This is a genomic window from Pedobacter sp. A2324 (assembly GCF_059693705.1).
The window spans coordinates 164556-183965 of record NZ_JCASSK010000001.1; the positions used below are offsets into that span (position 1 = coordinate 164556).

Annotated in this window: 16 protein-coding genes; 7 read left to right on the forward strand and 9 right to left on the reverse strand. The window is 42.8% G+C overall.

The window, feature by feature from the left end; genetic code table 11:
• The first annotated feature begins 2 nt into the window (after positions 1 to 2).
• Positions 3 to 1577 (forward strand): SusD/RagB family nutrient-binding outer membrane lipoprotein, encoded by a 1575-nt coding sequence (locus AC570I_RS00730; RefSeq protein ID WP_497403463.1) that lies wholly within the window; start codon positions 3 to 5, stop codon positions 1575 to 1577.
• Positions 1578 to 1752: 175 nt separating this feature from the next.
• On the opposite strand, the gene AC570I_RS00735 is transcribed toward AC570I_RS00730, so the two are convergent.
• Positions 1753 to 2457: a hypothetical protein gene (locus tag AC570I_RS00735; RefSeq protein ID WP_497403466.1), complete on the reverse strand. Its 705-nt coding sequence runs from the start codon at positions 2455 to 2457 to the stop codon at positions 1753 to 1755.
• 196 nt (positions 2458 to 2653) lie between these two features.
• Positions 2654 to 3346, reverse strand: a complete 693-nt coding sequence (gene pepE, locus AC570I_RS00740; protein WP_497403468.1) for a dipeptidase PepE — start codon at positions 3344 to 3346, stop codon at positions 2654 to 2656.
• 179 nt (positions 3347 to 3525) lie between these two features.
• Here pepE and AC570I_RS00745 point away from each other — a divergent pair, with 179 nt between their 5' ends.
• The 6 genes from AC570I_RS00745 to AC570I_RS00770 all read left to right on the forward strand — a co-directional run bounded on the left by AC570I_RS00745 (position 3526) and on the right by AC570I_RS00770 (position 12818).
• Positions 3526 to 4104 (forward strand): RNA polymerase sigma factor, encoded by a 579-nt coding sequence (locus AC570I_RS00745; RefSeq protein ID WP_497403470.1) that lies wholly within the window; start codon positions 3526 to 3528, stop codon positions 4102 to 4104.
• A 113-nt stretch (positions 4105 to 4217) separates the two neighbouring features.
• Positions 4218 to 5192: a FecR family protein gene (locus AC570I_RS00750; protein WP_497403473.1), complete on the forward strand. Its 975-nt coding sequence runs from the start codon at positions 4218 to 4220 to the stop codon at positions 5190 to 5192.
• Between the two features lie 236 nt (positions 5193 to 5428).
• Positions 5429 to 8659, forward strand: coding sequence for a TonB-dependent receptor (locus AC570I_RS00755; RefSeq protein WP_497403475.1), 3231 nt, complete (start codon positions 5429 to 5431; stop codon positions 8657 to 8659).
• 17 nt (positions 8660 to 8676) lie between these two features.
• Positions 8677 to 10125, forward strand: coding sequence for a RagB/SusD family nutrient uptake outer membrane protein (locus AC570I_RS00760; protein WP_497403478.1), 1449 nt, complete (start codon positions 8677 to 8679; stop codon positions 10123 to 10125).
• Between the two features lie 11 nt (positions 10126 to 10136).
• A complete protein-coding gene (locus AC570I_RS00765; RefSeq protein ID WP_497403480.1) occupies positions 10137 to 12053 on the forward strand; it encodes a redoxin family protein in 1917 nt (638 codons plus the stop codon).
• A 117-nt stretch (positions 12054 to 12170) separates the two neighbouring features.
• Positions 12171 to 12818, forward strand: a complete 648-nt coding sequence (locus tag AC570I_RS00770; protein WP_497403482.1) for a class I SAM-dependent methyltransferase — start codon at positions 12171 to 12173, stop codon at positions 12816 to 12818.
• Positions 12819 to 12821: 3 nt separating this feature from the next.
• On the opposite strand, the gene AC570I_RS00775 is transcribed toward AC570I_RS00770, so the two are convergent.
• From AC570I_RS00775 to AC570I_RS00805, 7 genes are read right to left on the reverse strand one after another with little or no spacing between them, the layout of a single operon-like run.
• Complete coding sequence (locus AC570I_RS00775) at positions 12822 to 13562, reverse strand: polysaccharide deacetylase family protein (RefSeq protein ID WP_497403484.1); 741 nt, start codon at positions 13560 to 13562, stop codon at positions 12822 to 12824.
• Positions 13559 to 14110, reverse strand: a complete 552-nt coding sequence (locus AC570I_RS00780) for a WcaF family extracellular polysaccharide biosynthesis acetyltransferase (RefSeq protein ID WP_497403487.1) — start codon at positions 14108 to 14110, stop codon at positions 13559 to 13561. Before AC570I_RS00780 ends, AC570I_RS00775 begins: the two co-directional genes overlap by 4 nt.
• A gap of 10 nt (positions 14111 to 14120) precedes the next feature.
• Positions 14121 to 14738, reverse strand: coding sequence for an exosortase Y (xrtY, locus tag AC570I_RS00785; protein WP_497403489.1), 618 nt, complete (start codon positions 14736 to 14738; stop codon positions 14121 to 14123).
• Positions 14739 to 14794: 56 nt separating this feature from the next.
• Entirely contained in the window at positions 14795 to 15646 is an 852-nt protein-coding gene (locus tag AC570I_RS00790) for a glycosyltransferase family 2 protein (RefSeq protein WP_497403491.1), read from the reverse strand.
• Positions 15646 to 16875 (reverse strand): XrtY-associated glycosyltransferase XYAG1, encoded by a 1230-nt coding sequence (locus AC570I_RS00795; protein ID WP_497403494.1) that lies wholly within the window; start codon positions 16873 to 16875, stop codon positions 15646 to 15648. The genes AC570I_RS00790 and AC570I_RS00795 overlap by 1 nt, the downstream gene beginning before the upstream one ends.
• A gap of 11 nt (positions 16876 to 16886) precedes the next feature.
• Positions 16887 to 18242, reverse strand: a complete 1356-nt coding sequence (locus AC570I_RS00800; RefSeq protein ID WP_497403496.1) for an exosortase Y-associated Wzy-like protein — start codon at positions 18240 to 18242, stop codon at positions 16887 to 16889.
• Positions 18243 to 18270: 28 nt separating this feature from the next.
• Complete coding sequence (locus tag AC570I_RS00805; protein ID WP_497403498.1) at positions 18271 to 19380, reverse strand: glycosyltransferase family 4 protein; 1110 nt, start codon at positions 19378 to 19380, stop codon at positions 18271 to 18273.
• Positions 19381 to 19410: the final 30 nt, after the last annotated feature.

Here is a 19410-nt window from a genome sequence, read left to right on the forward strand (position 1 = left end):
TAATGAAAAAAATATGTTTAATGGTGCTCGTTTTGATAGTTTTCAATTCCTGCACCAAAAATTTCGAAGATATCAATACCAACCCTAACCAGATATCAAAAAAATTACTCGAGGAAGATAACAATTTAGTAGGATCTCCTTTTTCTGGAATGATCTTCAACCTGATGGGCCATCAAATTGAGGAAGATTTATGTTATGATAACTGGATGGGCTACATGGGAACACCAACCCCATTCGTTTCAAATGTAAACAACACTACGTATTATATTCGTTGGAATACCTATTGGGATCGGGTATATGCTAGCGTAATGGCTCCCTCAAAACAAGTGATGGAAAATGCGATAGATGCAAACCTACCCCTATTCGGAGACTGGGCAAAGTTTGTTCGTATCCTGGCTATTTCCAAGCTAACTGCCATTCATGGTCCGGTAATTTATTCAAACTATGGTGTCGGCGGTCTCGGAACAATCAAATACGATAAAGAATCTGATTTGTATACCAATATGTTCACTCAACTCGACCAGATTGAAACGAGCTTTAAAGCGAACACTACCTATACAGGCTTTACTAAATTCGATCAAAGTTACAAAGGATCAATTGCGTCATGGTTAAAATTGATCAACTCTATCCGCCTGCGCCTGGCCATGCGTTTAGTTAAAGTAAGTCCTACAGTAGCCAAAACACAGGGCGAGAAAGCTTTAGCCGATCCGGCCGGATTAATTACCACCAATGCCGATAATTTTCTTATCCCCTTAAATGGCAATGTGATGCCTGTATCTATGATTTCGTTCGACTGGCAGGACACCCGCATGGGCGGGCCGATTGAATCGTTCATGGTGGGTTTAAAAGATGGTCGTATCTCAAAATACTTTTCCGAAGTAAGTGATGCAGCCTTAGTTACCGATCACCCTACTTACAAATTTAAAGGCATCCGCAATGGCGGTTATGTAACCGCAAAAGACGATCGGATTTCATTTTCAACGGTGAGCGCCGATTTTAAAAGCGTAACAAAAAGAAGAGGTTTCACCGCATCCGAAGTAATGTTCCTAAAAGCTGAAGCTGCGTTAAGGGGCTGGGCCGGTGCTGGCGATGCCAAAACCAACTATGAAGACGGTGTTCGTTTATCATTTGCCGATTGGGGTGCAGCAGGTGTTGATGCTTATCTGGCCGATGCGACCAGTAAACCCATTAATTACATCGACCCAAAAGACAGTAAAAATAACTTTACACCACTTTCAACCATTACTGTGGCCTGGAATGCAGGAGATTCAAACGAATTGAAGCTCGAAAAAATCATGACGCAGAAGTATTTGAATAATTTCACCAATACTCTTGAGTCATGGGTAGATTTCCGTAGAACCGGTTATCCTAAAATTCCTCATGTAGCGAAAAATGATAGCAGTCCGGATTGGGGCGTCATTACTGCCGATCAATGGATCAAACGTTTGGTATTTGTGCCCGCTGAAAGAACCGGAAATGCTCCGGCAGTTGCAGAAGCCGCTACTTTCTTAACTTCAGGCAAAGATGATATTGCATCGCGCCTGTGGTGGGATACTTCAACAGTAAGTAACTTTTAATTATCCGCATACATTCAATATAATGGCCACCTTTGAGGTGGCCATTGTTGTTTATTTAATGGGAGAATATAAATGAATTCTCCTGCTTTTTTATCTAAGCTACCGTGCAATGCTTTGATTATCATTTAATAATTCGCCTAGCTTTTTTACTAAGCCGTTTACCGTGTTATTGGCGCTAGAATCCTTTAGCTACCATGGTAACGCTTTGGCTAGCCAAAGCAGTTTTGCTATTAAAATCTGTAGATCCTGAGGTATAATCCCCATCAAAAGCAACCCTGCCTTGACCTTGGGCAATCGTATTAGCGCCAGTGTGAGAATCGTCTATATTCAGAATTCCTGCTATTCCATTTTTAATGTTATTACCATCTTTTTCTCCAGACATTAAAAATGCGAAAAAGTTATAACCACCATTTCTGTAAGCTTTAACCTTTCCGTAAACAGTAAATTTATTTCCACTTCCACTAATGGCCGTTACCACACTGGTATCTGCTGCACCAATGAAATTCTTACCCAACATTTTTATGCTGAAATCACTGGTACTTTGCTCATAAAGCTTGATAACTCCATCAATAAGTACATAACCTGGTTGATAAGTATCATAAGGGATATTACTGCTTTTTATGGTGAAAGGCTTGAATAAGTAAGTGCCATTGATATTTGGAGGTGTTGTGCCTGTATTGATAACAAAACCAAGTTTGGTCAGGCTATCCACATACTTTTGGGGAATAATCTCTTCTATTTTCTTGCTTAAAATTTCCTCATCGCTTGGATTAATATCTTTGCTTTTAGAGCAGGATGTAAGTTGCAGAACTGCGCCCAATATTAATGCAAATGCACATCCTTTGGCTGCCATAGTTAGCTTTGTTGTTTTTTTCATCATTGATTTCTTTTTAAGTTTTGAAAAGCCCAACTGCAACGCTAATGCCAATGGTCGATAATTTGTCTTAAATAGATAAAAATAATGATAACTGACTATACAAATCTACCTGTAATCAGGTATTTGTTTTAGTCCTTAAATAAACAACTGTCCTTTTTCAAAGAAATAGATAAGCAGATATCAAAGACCTGGTATTGTGTTATATCTTTTCCCCCGCTGCCAGTTCATAAGGTACCTTGCCCCGTTCAAATATCCTCGTATTTTCACTACCCTCTGTGGTAATGCGGTCGCCAATTCTTCTAATCCAGTTGCCTTCACGTAATCCGACAACCTTCACTTCATTTTGCGTTAAAAACTCAGCAATTCTCGTTTCCCGGGTTTCCCCATTGTGCTGTAAGGTCGGGTCAGGATCCAGGTAATGCGGATTTAAATTAAAAGGAACCAGTCCCATACACTCGAACGAGGCCGGGTAAACAATCGGCATATCGTTGGTGGTTTTCATATTCAGTCCGCCGATATTGCTGCCCGCACTACAGCCCAGGTAAGGCTTGCCCTGTACTACGTTCTGTTTGATTTCAGCCATCAACCCCAGTTCGTGCAAGGTCTTAACCAGCAGAAAGGTATTCCCGCCACCAGTAAAAAAGCCCTTTGCTTCATGAACAGCCAAAGCCGGATCATTAAACTCATGAAGCCCTTTCACTTTGATGTTAATGCCCTCAAAAAAGCTTCTGGCCTTTTGCGTATAATCATCATGGCTCATCCCACCAGGCCTTGCATAAGGAATAAAAATAATCTCATCAATCCCGGTAAAAAGTTCAATGATTTCAGCTTTCAGATAAGCTAAATATTCTCCGCCATACAGAGTCGAGGTAGAAGCCAGTATTACATTCATAAATAAAAGTTATATGCACCGGCAAAATAACCCCCGGCAGCAGCACAAAGGTATTAATCCAGTCCAATATCCCCAACCCGGCAGCAAACACTCCACCATTTCTTAAATAAATTGTATTATTTTTAAGGCCTTGACAGAAACATTCTGTTTTTTAATTAAACCTACTAATTTTGTAGAGTATGCGTGTGGTGAATATTTCAGAGGAGGCTTTACTATCCGGTTTGAAACTCGGAGAGGAAACTGCATTCGCTAAAATCTATGCACTGCATGTTAAAAGCATCTATGCTTTCGTATTAAAAATCCTCAAATCCCCATCAATCAGTGAAGATGTAGTACAGGAGGTGTTCATCAAACTTTGGGAAAATGCCGCGAAAATCGATTCCGGCACTTCTATCAAACCTTACCTGTTTACCATTGCCCGCAACCTTTCGCTTAACATTATCCGCAATGCTGGCAAAGAACAATGGATCAGTGATGAAATTGCCGCACATGCGTTCGATTCTGCCGAAGATGGACTTGCCTTCACCCAGCACAGGCAAACCCGCCAGTTTTTAGACCATGCCATTGCACAACTTCCGCCAAAACGAAGGGAGATTTATGAATTGTGCCATGGTGATGGATACACCTATAAACAGGCAGCACAAAAACTTGGCATTAAAGACAGCACCATCAATAGCCAGATGGTCAAAGCAATCCGGTCTATCAAAGCATACCTCATTAAAAACGGTGCGCTGCTCCTGCTTTTCACCCTAAAATAACTTTCTGAAAAAAAATACAACTATTTTTTCATCCGGAGTACATGTACCGCCGCCTTTATGTGTTATGCTAATAAATACCAGACAAATTGGAACAGTCAATCAGGCAAATATTCTTGAAGTACATACAAAACGAGGCTTCAAAAAGCGAAATTGAGCAGGTACTGTCGTTGATGCAAAGCGATAAATACGCCGACGAATGGGAGGCTGCCATACTTGAGTTTCAGTCGGGCTTCGAAACTAGCGAAGAAGAGGTAGGACCACCCAATCAGGATCATCTTTATAAAAAAATCAAACAGCGTACACTAAATAAACCCCGCCGCTCTTTGAAGAGGCAATGGATCGGTTACGCTGCAGCCCTGCTTGTTGTTTGCGCCACCGCCTGGTGGGCAGTTCAACCACATGAAGTATCCAATCAAACGGTTAAAAAAGCAATAGGACAGTCAAGTCCCGAAAAACCCAGCGGCCGCAAATGGGTAAAGCTGTCCGATGGCACCTCCGTACAGCTTAATGTAAATAGTCACCTCAATTATCCGGATACTTTTGAAGGGAAGCAAAACCGCGAGGTAACACTGGTAGGAGAAGCTTTTTTCGATGTCGCTCACGATAGCAAACACCCCTTTATCATTCACACCGGAAAAATAAAAACTACTGTATTGGGTACCGCTTTCAATATATCTGCCTATGATAACGAAAAGTCGGTTACGGTAACAGTAACGCGTGGAAAAGTAATGGTTCAGCGTGCCCAGCAAACGCTGGCCATACTTACTCCCGATCAGCAGATCAGCTGGCATGCAAACGAAAAAACACCGAAAATTGTTGTCAATGCGGAGGAAGCCATTGCCTGGAAAGCACAGGATCTCATCATGGATGATATCTCACTTGCGAAGGCCGCCGATATGATTGCCGGGCGCTTTAAAGTAAAAGTCGTATTTAAAACCGATCAGGTAAAAGATTGCCGCTTTACAGCTGCCTTTTTAAACCGGAACGATCTCAGTCAGGTAACTGAGGTATTGTCTTCCATCACAGGTGCAAGCTTCGAGCTTAAAGGCAATCAATTGTTCATCGATGGCCCAGGCTGTACCAATTAAATAAAATCAACTCAACCCTATAAACCAAACCACTAATGAATCACAAAATCTCCCCAACCTAAAAACCACAACCTTCGAAAAAAAGTAAACCCCGGCTGCCACCAGGGCTTACAACAGTTTTCAATCATCTTATCGAACAATCTAAAACCATTGCAATGTATTATAAATATACACCTTTTGCAAGTCTATGTCCGTGGGCTTGTCGCTATACCATTATCCAAAAACTGGGATTTTTTATGAAAGTAAATGCAATCTTGTTAGTGATTTCGCTTTTTACCATCAACAGCTTATTTGCAACCCATACTGCTGCCCAAAACCTGCAGGAAATTCACCTCTCTGCCGGCTTCCAGGGCGGAAGCTTAAAGCAGGCCTTTAACCGCATCGAACAGCAAACCGAGTTCCGCTTTGCCTATAGAAATGAGATCCTGGCTGGCATCAGTGCGCCCGTACTATCCGCAAAAGACCGTACGGTAAAAGAACTGCTCGATGCATTGCTGGAGAACACCGGCTTGTCGTACAAAGCCATCAACAACAGCATCATCATCACCCGCAACAACACTAAACCCGTTCAGCTTGCGGCCGAACCCATCAGCGGTACCGTGAAAGATGAAAAAGGCATTTCCATGCCGGGCGTATCCATCAAAGTCAAAGGCAAAAGTATCCAGGCCATTACCGACAGCAAAGGAAATTTTAATATCCAGGCATCCCTTAACGATGTATTGGTATTCACTTACATTGGGTATGAAAATACAGAAGTCAGCATCAGCTCGACCCAAAACATCAGCATCAGCCTTAAGCCTGCTGTTGGTACGCTTGATGCTGTGGTCGTAATCGGTTACGGTACCACTACCAAAAGAAATAACACCGGTTCGGTAACCACCATCGGTGCCGCACAAATCGGCAACCAGCCAGTTGGCGATCCGCTGGCAGCACTTCAGGGCCGTGTAGCCGGTTTAGATATCTCTTCCGTAACCGGATACCCGGGTTCAGGATATAACGTACGCCTGCGCGGACAAAATTCCATTACCGCAGGCAACAATCCGTTGTATATTGTAGATGGCGTACCTTTCATTTCCGAAAGCCTTAGCCAGTTTACCGGTGCAAATGGCAATCAAAGTCCTTTAAGCAGCATCAACCCCGCCGATATCGAGCAGATCGATATCCTGAAAGATGCTGATGCAACCGCGATTTATGGCTCGCGAGGTGCCAATGGTGTCATCCTCATCACCACTAAAAAAGGGAAATCCGGCAAAGGCGAATTCAATGCCAATGTATTTACCGGATTATCTTCACTCAATAAACGCGTAGATATGCTCAGCACCGCCGACTACCTCGCCATGCGCCGCGAAGCCTATGCGAAAGATGCCGTAACCCCAACCGAGACACAGGCACCAGATTTATTGCTGTGGGATCAAGCCCTTGATCAAAACTGGCAGGAAAAACTCATTGGCGAGTCCGCCAACCTCAGCGAAGTCCAACTCGGCTTTCGCGGGGGAACCGAACAAACCAATTACCTGCTCAGCGGAACCTTCAGAAATGAAAAAATAATCCTGCCTAAAGACCTCGGCTACAAAAGAGGTGCACTCAACTTTTCACTCAACCACACTTCTTTAGATAAAAAATTCAGGTTTACCAGCTCCGTTAAATACACCGTCGATCAGAACAATACGCTACCCAGCGATGTCACCAGTTTTTTCAATCTGGCCCCCAATTATCCCATATACGATGCGCAGGGCAACTACTACTGGTTTAGTAACGAGCAAAACCCAATGGCTTACTTCGAACGCACCAGTACCAGCAACACCACCAATATATTTGGTAATACTTCCCTTAGTTACGATATCCTTAAAGGCTTAAATGCCAAGGTTACTGCCGGCTTCAACCGCATGAATATGGATCAAACCCAAACCTTTCCCAAGCTGGGCTTCAATCCCTTAACCTACAGCGGCAGCTCGGCCAACTATGGCGATGGAAAGTTGAACTCATACATCGTTGAACCACAATTAAACTACAATATAAAGCTGGCCAAAGGAAACCTCTCGGCATTGGTAGGGGGTACCTGGCAGCACAGTGTGCGCGAAACCGAATCCCTGCAAGGGAGTGGTTATGTAAGCGACTTGCAACTCGAAAACATGAAGGCCGCCACCGTACTTACCCCACGTACCTACGCCTATACCAAATACCGTTATACTTCGGTTTTTGGCCGGTTAACCTATAACTGGGATGAAAAGTACATTGTAAACGGAACATTCCGCCGCGATGGCTCCTCAAAATTCGGACCCAATAACCGCTTCGGTAACTTTGGCGCCGTGGGTGCAGCCTGGTTGTTCAGCAACGAAAGCTTCATTAAAGATAACCTGAAGTTCCTGAGCTTTGGTAAGTTAAGGGGAAGTTTCGGTACCACCGGTAACGATCAGATTGGCGATTACCAGTTTCTTGATAGCTGGAGCCCTGTAAGTTATCCTTATGGTGGCCTTCCAGGAATATCGCCCAGCCGTTTCCCTAACCCCAACTACAGCTGGGAGAAAAATAAAAAAATCGAAGCCGGTATTGATCTGGGTTTCTTTAACGAACGATTGCTTCTTACTGCAAACCTCTACCGTAACCGTTCAGATAACCAGCTTATCGGAAGTACCCTGTCCTCGCAATCGGGCTTCACCCAGTACGTAGCCAACCTGCCTGCGCTGGTAGAGAACAAAGGCCTCGAGCTCGAGCTTAGCTCAGTCAACATCAGAAACAAAAACTTTACGTGGAATACCTCTTTAAACATCACTTTCGCTAAAAATAAGCTCCTCGAATATCCCAACCTTAAAACTTCTGGCGATGCCTATAAATATTTTATCGGCCAGCCATTATCTATCGTCATGGGCTTCGATTACCTGGGCGTAAACACGCAAACCGGTGTGCCTGAGTTCAGGGATGTCAATGGCGACAAAGCCATCACCGATCCGGCCGATCTGGTTATTTTGGGCAATACCATGCCTCAGTTTTATGGTGGTTTACAAAACAGCTTTACTTACAAAAATTTCAGTCTCGATTTCTTTGTCCAGTTTGTAAAACAAGAAGGGCCAGGGTTGAACTATGGTTACCTGAGCTATTCAAATGGCTACCCGTTCCGCAATAAAGATCTCAGCGCGCTTGAAAGGTGGACCACACCAGGCGTACCGGCAAACATTCCGGGTGCAAGTACCACAGCAGGTAAGCCCATTTATACGGCTTACCAAAACAATTATCGTTTATCCAGTGCAAACTGGGGCGATGCTTCATTCATCAGGCTTAAAAATGTATCCCTTAAATACAACTTTGCCGAGCTGCTAAAAAGCTGGAAATTCAGCAACATCTCACTATATCTGCAGGCACAGAATCTGTTTACCATCACTGGTTACAAGGGTTTCGATCCTGAAACAAAAGGATACGCTTTGCCGCCTTTAAGTGTCTATACCGCTGGTTTACAGGTTTCATTTTAATCCCTAACTCTATTCCAATGAAAATTATTTATTATATATTAACCGTAGCAGTATTAAGCTCAGCAGTATCCTGCAAAAAATATGTAGATATCGAAGATCCTAAAGATCAGCTGGTCACCTCCAGCGTTTTCACAACCGATGCCACAGCCACCGCGGCCATGGTGGGTATTTATAGCGATATGAATGCCTTCAACTATCAGTTTGCCAACGTGCTTACCAGTTTTACCTGCGCCATGGCGGCTGATGAGTTTGTTTACAGCTCCACCTTAGCTAACTTCGATGAATTCAAAAACAACGCGCTTACACCTGGCAATACCTATGTGGGCTTAATGTGGTCTACGCCTTATAACTTCATCTACCGCGCCAATGCCGTAATTGAAGGGGTAATTGCCTCTACTACCTTAACGCCTGCTGTTAAAAACCAGCTTTTAGGAGAGGCTAAATTTGTACGCGCCTTTTGCCACTTTTATCTCGTTAACTTTTTTGGCGATGCGCCCCTGATTTTAAATACCGATGTGCTCACCAATACCAGCAAAGCCCGCACACCAAAGGCCGAAGTATATGCATCAGTGATTCAGGATTTAAAAGACGCGAAGCAACTATTGGTACTTGCTTATCCGGGCAATGCCGAACGCATTAGGCCCAATAAAACAGCGGCCACGCTTTTGCTTTCACGTGCTTATCTCTATACCGCTAACAACGCTTTAGCCGAAACGGAGGCCACTGAAGTCATTGCCACCACAGCACAATACTCGCTGTTAAATAATCCCGATCCCAACAATGCTGCTCACATCAGTAAAGTGTTTCTAAAAAACAGTAACGAAGCCATCTGGCAGTTACAGGTGGTGAATACCCTTAACGGAAGAAATACCTGGGAAGGCAATACCATCGTATCCACCGGTGTTCCTTTGTACCGCTTAACCAAAGGCGCCCTTGGTTTAGAGAATGGTTTCGAAGCAGGCGATAGGCGCTATACCAACTGGGTGGGGCAATATTCAAGTGCTGCCGTTCCACCAGTGCAACACACCTTTCCGTTTAAATATAAAGTGCGGGTAGGTACTGCGGGCGCTGCGGCAACCGAATACTCAATGGTGCTCCGCTTTGCAGAGGCTTACCTCATCCGCGCCGAAGCCCGTGCACAATTAAATAAGCTGGGTGATGCCAAAGATGATTTAAACATCATCCGCAACCGTGCCGGTCTCGCACCTTTAGCCACCGCCGCAAGCCAGGCCATTGCCATGGCACAGGTAGAGCAGGAGCGAAGGGTAGAGCTTTTTTCTGAATGGGGCCACCGGTGGTTCGACCTGAAAAGGTGGAAAAGCACATCAGGCGATGCCACTAAAACCCGTGCCGATGATGTTCTCAGCCTGACGAAAACCGGCTGGAAATCCACTGCAATCTGGTTTCCTATCCCTGTCGAAGCCATGCGCACCAATCCAAATATGGTCCAAAACCCAGGCTATTAAAAATTTTACCTATGAAAAACATCACCATAGTGCTGCTCCTGTTTGTGTCTGCAATACTGCAGGCACAGGCGCAGGCAGTCATCACCACACCCGAGAAAATACAACGGGGCGATTCAGTTACCATAACCTATAATCCTGCGGCTGCCGGTGCCAGCATCCCAGCCGATGCGCCATCAGTAACCATTGTATTTACCTATTCTACCTTTTACGATCTGCCTTGGCAAATGCCGATGATCAAAACGGGTAAGCTGTGGACAGCAAGTTTCAAAGCTGGTCGTTTTGCAACCTTCGCCACCTTCTACCTGCAAAGTGGTGAAACGCTGCAAAAACCAGCTGTCGATAAGCACTATACACTGCCAGTATATCAGGGCAACAAGCGGGTTAAAAGCAGCCTTTTGCACGAGTCCTATAGCCTAACTACCCAAATGCCCAAAGCTCCTGATTTACAACAGCAAAAGCTCGATCTGATTAACCAGGAGCTGACTAACAATCCCGATAATTATGAAGCAAAGGTGGCGCAGATGGTGGTGAAAATGGCCCTGGCTAAAAGCCCGGCAGAAAAGTCGCAATACCGGGAGCAGGCCCGGAAAATCATCGCCGCCCGTCTCGAAGAAAATCCAACCCTTCCCGGAAACATGAATCAGGTAACCATGGGCTACCTCATGATTGGCGAAAAAACCCGCCTGGATTCTGTCCGCAAGGTGGTGATGGAACGTTATCCCAATGCCGATCTGTCTAAAGATTTAAGGGCCTCCATCATCTCCCGGGAGGAGAAAAATACAACGGTCAAGATCGCCAAACTCGAAGCCATGCTTAAAAAAGGCGATCAGCCCGGCGAAGAGGGTTCCGAAAGTATCCATAAAATGCTCTTCGATCTATATGCGGGTATCGGCGATTCAGTGAAAGCCCTGGCACATGCATCAAAGCTATATTCAAAACCCAATCCCTACACGCCTGAAACGTATAAAAGTATAGCCGTTAAGTTAACCGAAAGCAAAATTGCACCGGTAGCGGCCATTTCTTATGCTAATAAAGCACTGGCCATCGCTAACCAGTGGCCAGTGGGCATTATCCGGTATTTTCCAGAGTTCGGCTACATTCCATCTTACGTCTCAGATAGCACGCGCAGGCAGGCCGTGGCAGATGCGACAGCCGCACTGCTTTCCATCAAAGCGCTTAACTACCTCCGCTTAAAAAATACCGATTCAGCCAAAGTGCTTACCGCTCGCGCACTTCAGCAACCGGCCAATCGCGAAGCCACCATCAATGCCGCGCAGGTACTCAGTCAGTTAGGGGAACATGAGCAGGCTTTTAATGCCCTGTGGAAACTGCTCATCAAAAATCCGACAGATTCACTCATCCTCGCAAAGGCAAAAATCAGCTTCCTCAGCTACAATAAATCTGAAGAAAGTTTCCGCGCAAAAGTAAAAGAACTCGAAGTGCTCGAAATTCAGCAGCTTACTGCGAAAACCAAAAACCTGATGATGAATAAGCCGGGTCCAGAGTTATCCGGCCTTACCGATTTGCAGGGCAATCCGGTTACTACCGCTATGATGAAGGGAAAAGTGGTCATTCTCGATTTCTGGGCCACCTGGTGCGTGCCCTGCATGCATGAAATGCCTTACTTTCATAAAGTATTCGAAAAATACCAGAATAACCCTAACGTCATGTTTATGGTGGTCAATAGTGGTTCCAACAATACCATTAACGATGCCCGCAACTGGGTAAAGCAGAATCCGCAATACAAATTCCCGGTGTACTTCAATAACGATAAAAACATCGGCGAAAAAGTAGGTTTCACACTCATCCCCACCATCGCCGTCATCGATCAGGAGGGCAAAATGCAATTCCGTACCATTGGCTTCGAAGGCGAATTCCTGCAGAAGAAACTGGATGTAGAAATCGCTATCCTGCTGGATAAGAAATAGGTTAGATTACGCTCGCTTAACCAGGTGCAGGAAGTTTTTCTGCACCTTTTTTTGTGAACTCTTATTTCAAAAGGCTATCTTTCTCTCGTCGTTATTAGTAGCCCTTTTTGCGTTTTTATGAAGTTGCTTTTAGATAGAATTAAAAATAAAGTCCGTCGTCAATCTTATAATCTGTTCTTATCCCGGTTTGGCTTTGGAAACCGGGTGTCACGAAGCATCTGGGAGCACCAGTTTGCTGATGGATCATGGAATTATCTGTATGGAAAAGACGAGGAAGCGCATTATCAGCACATCGTTGAGTGTGTAAAGGAGAAAAACGGAAGTATTCTGGATGTAGGCTGCGGCCAGGGGGTATTGTACAGTTATTTAAACAGCAACCAGCAGGGCGCTGATTATCTCGGAATTGACATCTCTGGTAAGGCAATCGAAATGGCGAAGAAAACCTTTCCTGGCGCCACTTTCCGTCAACTCGATTTTGACTATTCCAGATTAGAAGGGCAGTTCGATGTTATTATTTTCAATGAGACCCTATATTATTTTAACCAGCCTCTAAAAACGATACAGAAGTGTATTGAACACAACCTCTCGAAAAACGGAAGGTTAATTATTTCGATGTGCGATTTTAAAGGACACGATGTTATCTGGCAAAAGCTAAGGGGTAAGTACCGGTTTAGTTCTTTTAGCGAGATTGTTAATGAGAAGGGGCAGGTATGGAAAGTAGGGGTCATTAGCACAACACCAAATGTAGCAACCCTTCCACGGTAAAAATTATTTAACCACCTTCAACACTTTATCAATTAGCCAGCGATAAAGGGCATAGCGGTTCGATAATTTGAAAATAATTGACTTTTGGGAATCTGCGGCGTGGATGCCGATCCGGCGTAAGGCATAGCGGTTGGAGAAAGCCTGGTAAATAGAAGTGCCGTAGTGGTAACCAGCATCCTGAAGCAATTGTCTATAATTCTCAGGAACCTCTCCATAAGGATAGCAAAAGGAAACAACTGGTTTAGCTATAATATTTTCAAGGATATTTTTAGAGGTGTGGAGTTCGTTGATGAACTGGTTTTCGGTAATCTTGTGTCCATATAAATGCTCATGACCGTGACTACCTACTTCCATTCCATTTTCAGATAGGTAGCGCAGTTGGGCAGCATCCATCAGATCGATTTTAGGGGCATTGGCACTCGTAACATCCCATTCGTTGTAGCCGCCAATTTGAGCAGTCGGAATAAAGAAAACTGCCTTCATTCCATTCTGTATCAATAACGGGACCGCATAATCAAATAATTTCGCAGAGCAGTCATCAAAGGTCAGGATCACTTTTTTATTTGGCTGGTGCAGTTTCCAGCCCTGCTGCAAGATTTCTTCGAAGGTGGTGGTTTCCAGTCCGAGTTGCTGTATGCAATCCAGCAATACATTAAACTGTTTTGTACTAATTGTCCAGCCTTCGGTTCCTATTGCCGGAGCATCATCCACATGATGCAGCATAATGATGGGAACCTTGATCAACTGATATTCCTGTCTTTTACTTTAACAGCAGGATGACCCTGGTAAATGCCATAAGCATCCAGATTGGTTGTCGCAGTACTGCCCATGGTTAATACTGCATGACTGGATAAGGTTAACCCCGGACAAACCTTTGCAGCTGCCCCAACCCAAACACCGTCTTCGAGTACAATAGGTTTAGTGATGAGCTCGAAAGAAGTTTTACTGTAGTTGTGGTTTCCCGTCATCAAAATGGCCTGTTGCGATACACAGCAATTTGCACCTATGCTTACCCAATCTAAATTCTCAATGTAACAATCTGCCAGCCAGCAGTAATCGCCCACGCTCAGTTTCCAAGGGTATTTAATGTGTATACCGGGTTTAATCCGAACATCTTGGCCAATGCGGGCACCAAATAAACGTAATAAAAATACCAGTACTGTACTCACCGGAATGATGCTGCTCCTGAAGAAAAACACATCGGTAAAATACCATAAAAACTGCTTCAGTCTGGATGCACCGATCTGATATCCGCCGGTATTAAAGTTCTTATGGAGTTGTGTTTTTTGCAAAATGATGATGTTAGCCAATTGTTGGATCGCTATCGTGCTCCGCTTTTGGAATGGCTTTTCTGGTATTTTTCCTAATCCAGAAATACAGCATTGTGAAAATACAGATGTATACAATTACATTAAATATCTCATGGTGATAGGTGAAGTTTTGGCGTTGAGATTGAAAGAAACCAAGTAGCACACCCAGTCCCGCTATGCGACAAACATTTAAAATATAAATACTCACCAACCCGATCACCATCATTTTCCAGGTTGATTTCCATGAAGCAGGAAAAGCCAGTACAAAGGCCGCTAAAAAGCTCATCACTCCCAAACCCAGGCAGGAATAGTTTACGCGCAGGTAAGGCCCTGCAACTACCATCACATCCGAATCATTATAAATGGCATAGAAGCCAAATGCTTTAATAATCCAAACCGCTGGAATAATCAGGCCAGATTTTAGTCCCTGGATATAGTTGAAATGTTCTGCGATGCTGGCATTATAAAACCTTCCACCCGGACTCATCACACTATTCATAAATATGTTGCCCTGACTAAAAACTATATAAAGTATAAACAACGCAATCACAAATTTAATTGCTTTTTTATCAGCTTCTCTTTTCGCGGCTTTCAGTTGTATTTCGTCCATCTTGTTTGTTCGGCTAAAATTAAGTTAAAGATAAAAATTATATCCTGAGATTTAATTTATTGTCGGTTTTGGAGCGTTTTGATTTTCTGATCCACCAATTTCCTAAACCACAAGCCTTGGAGATGATGGAAACGTCTGGCGGTTTTATTGTCGAATACACCCAGTTGGAAAAACATCCTGAAACCATAGTAAAGATAAGGCCTGATGCCCAAGGGTAACTTCCACCATAAACGTTTCAACCAGGCTTTCCGCTCATCAGGGTTTCCAAAAAGGGTAGGGTTGAGGGATTGCTTCCTGAGCTTTTGCATGCGTTCTATTTCCTCCTGTGCAATCAGGTCGCTATAACGTTCATGCTTTTGATACCAGAAATCAATGTCATTTTCTTTAAGGTTCTCTTCCACAATATGCCCCTTTTTCCATACCACTGTTTTACCTGGGACGATAAAGCGATGATCCATATTTTCATTAAGGTCAGAATAGCCAATACCCGTACGGAACATTTTTAATAGATAGATGGGGTAGTAGCCGCCATATCTGATCCAGGAGCCCTGAAAGAAATTCTTACGGTTGAAATAGATACCGTTCACCTCCCGATGTTTCTCATCATTAAAAGTTTCCAGCATCTCAAATAGTTCCGGCGTTACAACCTGATCGGCATCAAGCCCAATGGTCCAGGGTGTTTGAATATCAAAGTGCTTCAGTGCAAAATCCCATTGTTTCGGATGGTTCTCAAAGGGGTTTGTCTTTATTTCTACCACATAACTTGCAGCTATTTCGAGGGTCCGATCTGTACTCCCACTATCCAGGATAAATAAGGGTGCTTTCAAATCCTTTATCGATTCAAGCAGGCGGGGTAAATGAATCTCTTCGTTATAAGTTAAAATAATAAAGCTAAACGGCTTGCTCATCACAGTAGTTGTTTATAAAGAGTGAGATACCTATTCGCCAAGACATTGTCATCGAAATCATGCCTGATCAATCCAGGTGCAGTCTGTCTGATTTGGTGCCTTTTTTCCTGCTGAGCAAAGGCTTTTATAAGTTCATCTTTAATCCGGTCTGCTTTCAATTGGCAAATCCATCCCAGCTCGTTCTTCTTCACATAATCCGATAAACCAACCTGATCTGAAATCAAAACAGGTGTACCTACGCTCAGGCTTTCTACCACTACGTTGGCAAAGTTCTCATTGTATGAAGTCAGTACCAACAGGTCATATTGCGCTATTAGCCTGTATTTTTCATCGTTGTTTATTTGACCGATCCAGTTAATCCTTGTATTAAGTTTTAGGTTTTCTGCTTTATCCTTAAGGTGCTTTACATATTCATCATTACCGGAGCCAGCGATGGTGAGCTGCCAGTTTATGTCAAGTAGTGCTAATGCATCAAATAATAGTTCCAAACCCTTTTTCTCTTCGATCCGCGACAGGAAAATTAGCTTAATAGCCGCCTCTACGTCTTGATAATCTGGCACTCCTTGTTGATACTTGGTACCTGATTCCTGATAGTCAAAACTTACTAAATTCGGAATAACAGTGATACTTTTCGGAGATACAATCCTCTGTATATCTTCTTTTTCCTGCTCACTAGTGGCGTGGATGTGGCAATACTTTAACAGCCTTTTTCCGAAAAGCGTATGTAGCAATCTTTTTGGAAAGGAGTTTCGGTTGTTCTGGCTGTAAGCCGTGAGCATGCCTCTTGGCGAAAGTACAACAGGCACTTTGTACCATTTAGCAATAAAGCAACTTAGCACAGAAACCAGATTCCACCAGGCATGGATATGTATAATTGGCTTATCATTCTGTTTTTGGCGAACGATCTCATTTCTTAAGTGTGATAATAAGCCTGGTGAGAAATGACTGTGATCTTTTGTCCATCTTTTGAAGTAAGTTACCTGAACACTATCAACCAAGATTGGTTGGTCCGTTTGTACATCTAGTTCTTCCTCACCATTGGCCGTAGTGGTGAGTACTTCAATATTTAGTTTATCCTCTTTCGCCTGCTTTCTCAAGTCATCGCCAGGTTTTTCTGAATTGATGATGGCGAACCTATTTAGCGCTTCACATAGCTTGGCAACGCTTTGAATAGGACCACCGTAGATGTAAGCAGGTTTGTATGAAGCGGTGATGTGGAGGATATTCAATTTTTTACAATCTATATCGGAATGATTATATTTCGGGCCTTGAAAAAATTGAAAATCAGGAATACACTCACAAAAGACCAAAATACCGTATTAAACATAAATTCAAAGCAATTACCCCTTAAAAGAATTTGGAATAAGCCAGTAAAAATTACTACTGTTCCCAAGAAATATCCACCAAATAATTCTTCCGATTTGAGCGCGATATACTGAGCGATGAAACCATAAAAAAATAAACCAGCTAGGACGCCTAGGTACCCAAATGATAAGTAGCAGTCTACGATATAAGCTGGCTTTGCAGATACTATGGCACTCCTGCTGATAATACCGGCATTATAGGGCCTATTCATGACCATCTGCTCCGTATCAGGTTTGCCAGACCAAAACGCCCTGGGAATTATGGAGAATATAGCCTGCTGAACAATATGTAAATTATAATAAGGTACTTTAGATGGAGTAGTTGATGTGTAACTCACAAACATCCCGATCTCTGATATACGGTCAGTTAAAAATGCCCAGTTATTATTCCGTAATTCATCTTGTAGGTTTTCATTGTCAACAATAGAATTGATTGCCTGATCTCTTGCCTCAATTGCACTTGTACCTGATGAGGCAGCTCCTCTGTATTTACCGATAAAAGTAGGTAGAAGTAAAAACAATGCTAAAATAGCCAAACCAAAAACGGGTATCAGTTTTTTGCCATATACCGGAAGTAAAATAAGCCCAAATAATACCACACTTAAAATTACAGGCTCCTTAAATCCGGATATTAGCGTATTAGCGAAGGTCATTCCAAACAAAATACCCGTGGCAATGATCATGTTTCTTCTTTTTTCATTAATAGCAAAAGCAAAAGCTACGGTACCCGTTAAAATACTTAAGTTACCCATTTGTACCCCCAGCTGAATTACAGCATCGATATTGACCAGAAAACGATTTAAAGGCAGGGTGACTAATGAAATGATAAATAGTAGAATACTAATCGATTTAGTGTTGGGAGTATATTTCTTTTCTACAGGGTACCGCATAGCGCCTAACAAGCCATGCAAAAAAGCCGCGTGCCCCAAAACGTACAAGCGCTGGCATTTTGCAATTTCATTAAAAAGTGATTCCGTTGCTAAAGAATTTCCCAGATAGGTGCTGTATTCATAACCCAAGGCATTCAAAAAATAAAAAATAGAAGTACAAGCCATGTAGCCTGCAAATATTATATGCAAAATAAATACTGGTCTGAATAGCTGCTCAATTACAGGCCGGTCGTTAGGCAAAGGTTTTATCTTTCCTGCATAGCAAATATAAAACAGATAGAAAGAACCCAACCATGCCAATAGATAAGATACCTTCGGCAAATCTGCTAAAAGTAATGCCATTAGAAATGGGAAATATAAGATCAGGTATTTACCTCTGTTGTTTTGCAATTTCTGTTTCTTTAATAATAATATCTGCCTGATTTTGAATAGACCAATCTTCTATGATGTCAAGAGAATGATTTCCCATTGCAGTCAGTACGTTTTTATCTTTTACTAACGTATTTAAAACTTTAGTCAAACTATTGAATTGAGACGCTTCAAATATATAACCATTTACGCCATTTTTAACAAGGTCTGCAGCACACCCAACTTTATCTGATACTAAAATAGCCTTGCCCGCCGCCATTGCTTCATTTACTGCCAAACCCCAAGTTTCATTTGGACCTTGCGAAGGTAGACAAAACAAATCACAGGCCTGATAAACGAAAGGCATTTGAGTTTGGTTCTGAAAACCCATAAAGTGTATATTACCCGGTTTAAGAATCTGGGCTTTAGACTTCAGGATTCTTTCAAGTTCTCCTGCGCCAACAAAAAGCAGATGTACATTAGGGATTTTCAGACTTACAAATACCTTCAATAATAGCTCCGGATCTTTTTTTGACTCGAATTTGCCTGCAAAAAGAATCAGAATACTGTCCCTCTCTATTCCTAGGTTCTGTCTTAAATTAAATGCTTCCTCTTTCCTGGAGATAGCGAAACGGTCATTATCTACTGCATGTGGTGCAAAAACTAGCTGATTAGTTTTGATGCCGAAATGCTCAAAATAGGCCCTGTTATTTTGCCCTACATATAGCGCTTTGTCTATAAAAGAATAAACCCATGTTAGTAAAAACTTTCTCAATAAATTTTTAATAACGCTTTTCTCATCAAGTAGCGTGCTATCGCCCCTAAACCAAACCGGAACTTTTTTATTAAAGTAACGCATGACTTTCAAATGGCTGCTGTATGCCCAGCCATAAACCATTATCGCATCAGGTAAAAAGTCCTCTATTTTATTAATTAAACCGGGGTTTTTAATTCCGTTAAAATGATGGCTACCTTTTACCGGAGCAATATTATCCATAAATTCATAGTCATACCCATCCAGCAAGGGAATGTCCCAGCGGATCTTTTTTCCAAATCCTTCATCTAGTAGATTATGCTCTCCTAAAGTGTAAAAAACTTTGACTGAGATTGTCTGAGCCAATTCCTTAAACAAAGGAGTATAATACTGTATAGGATGGCTGAT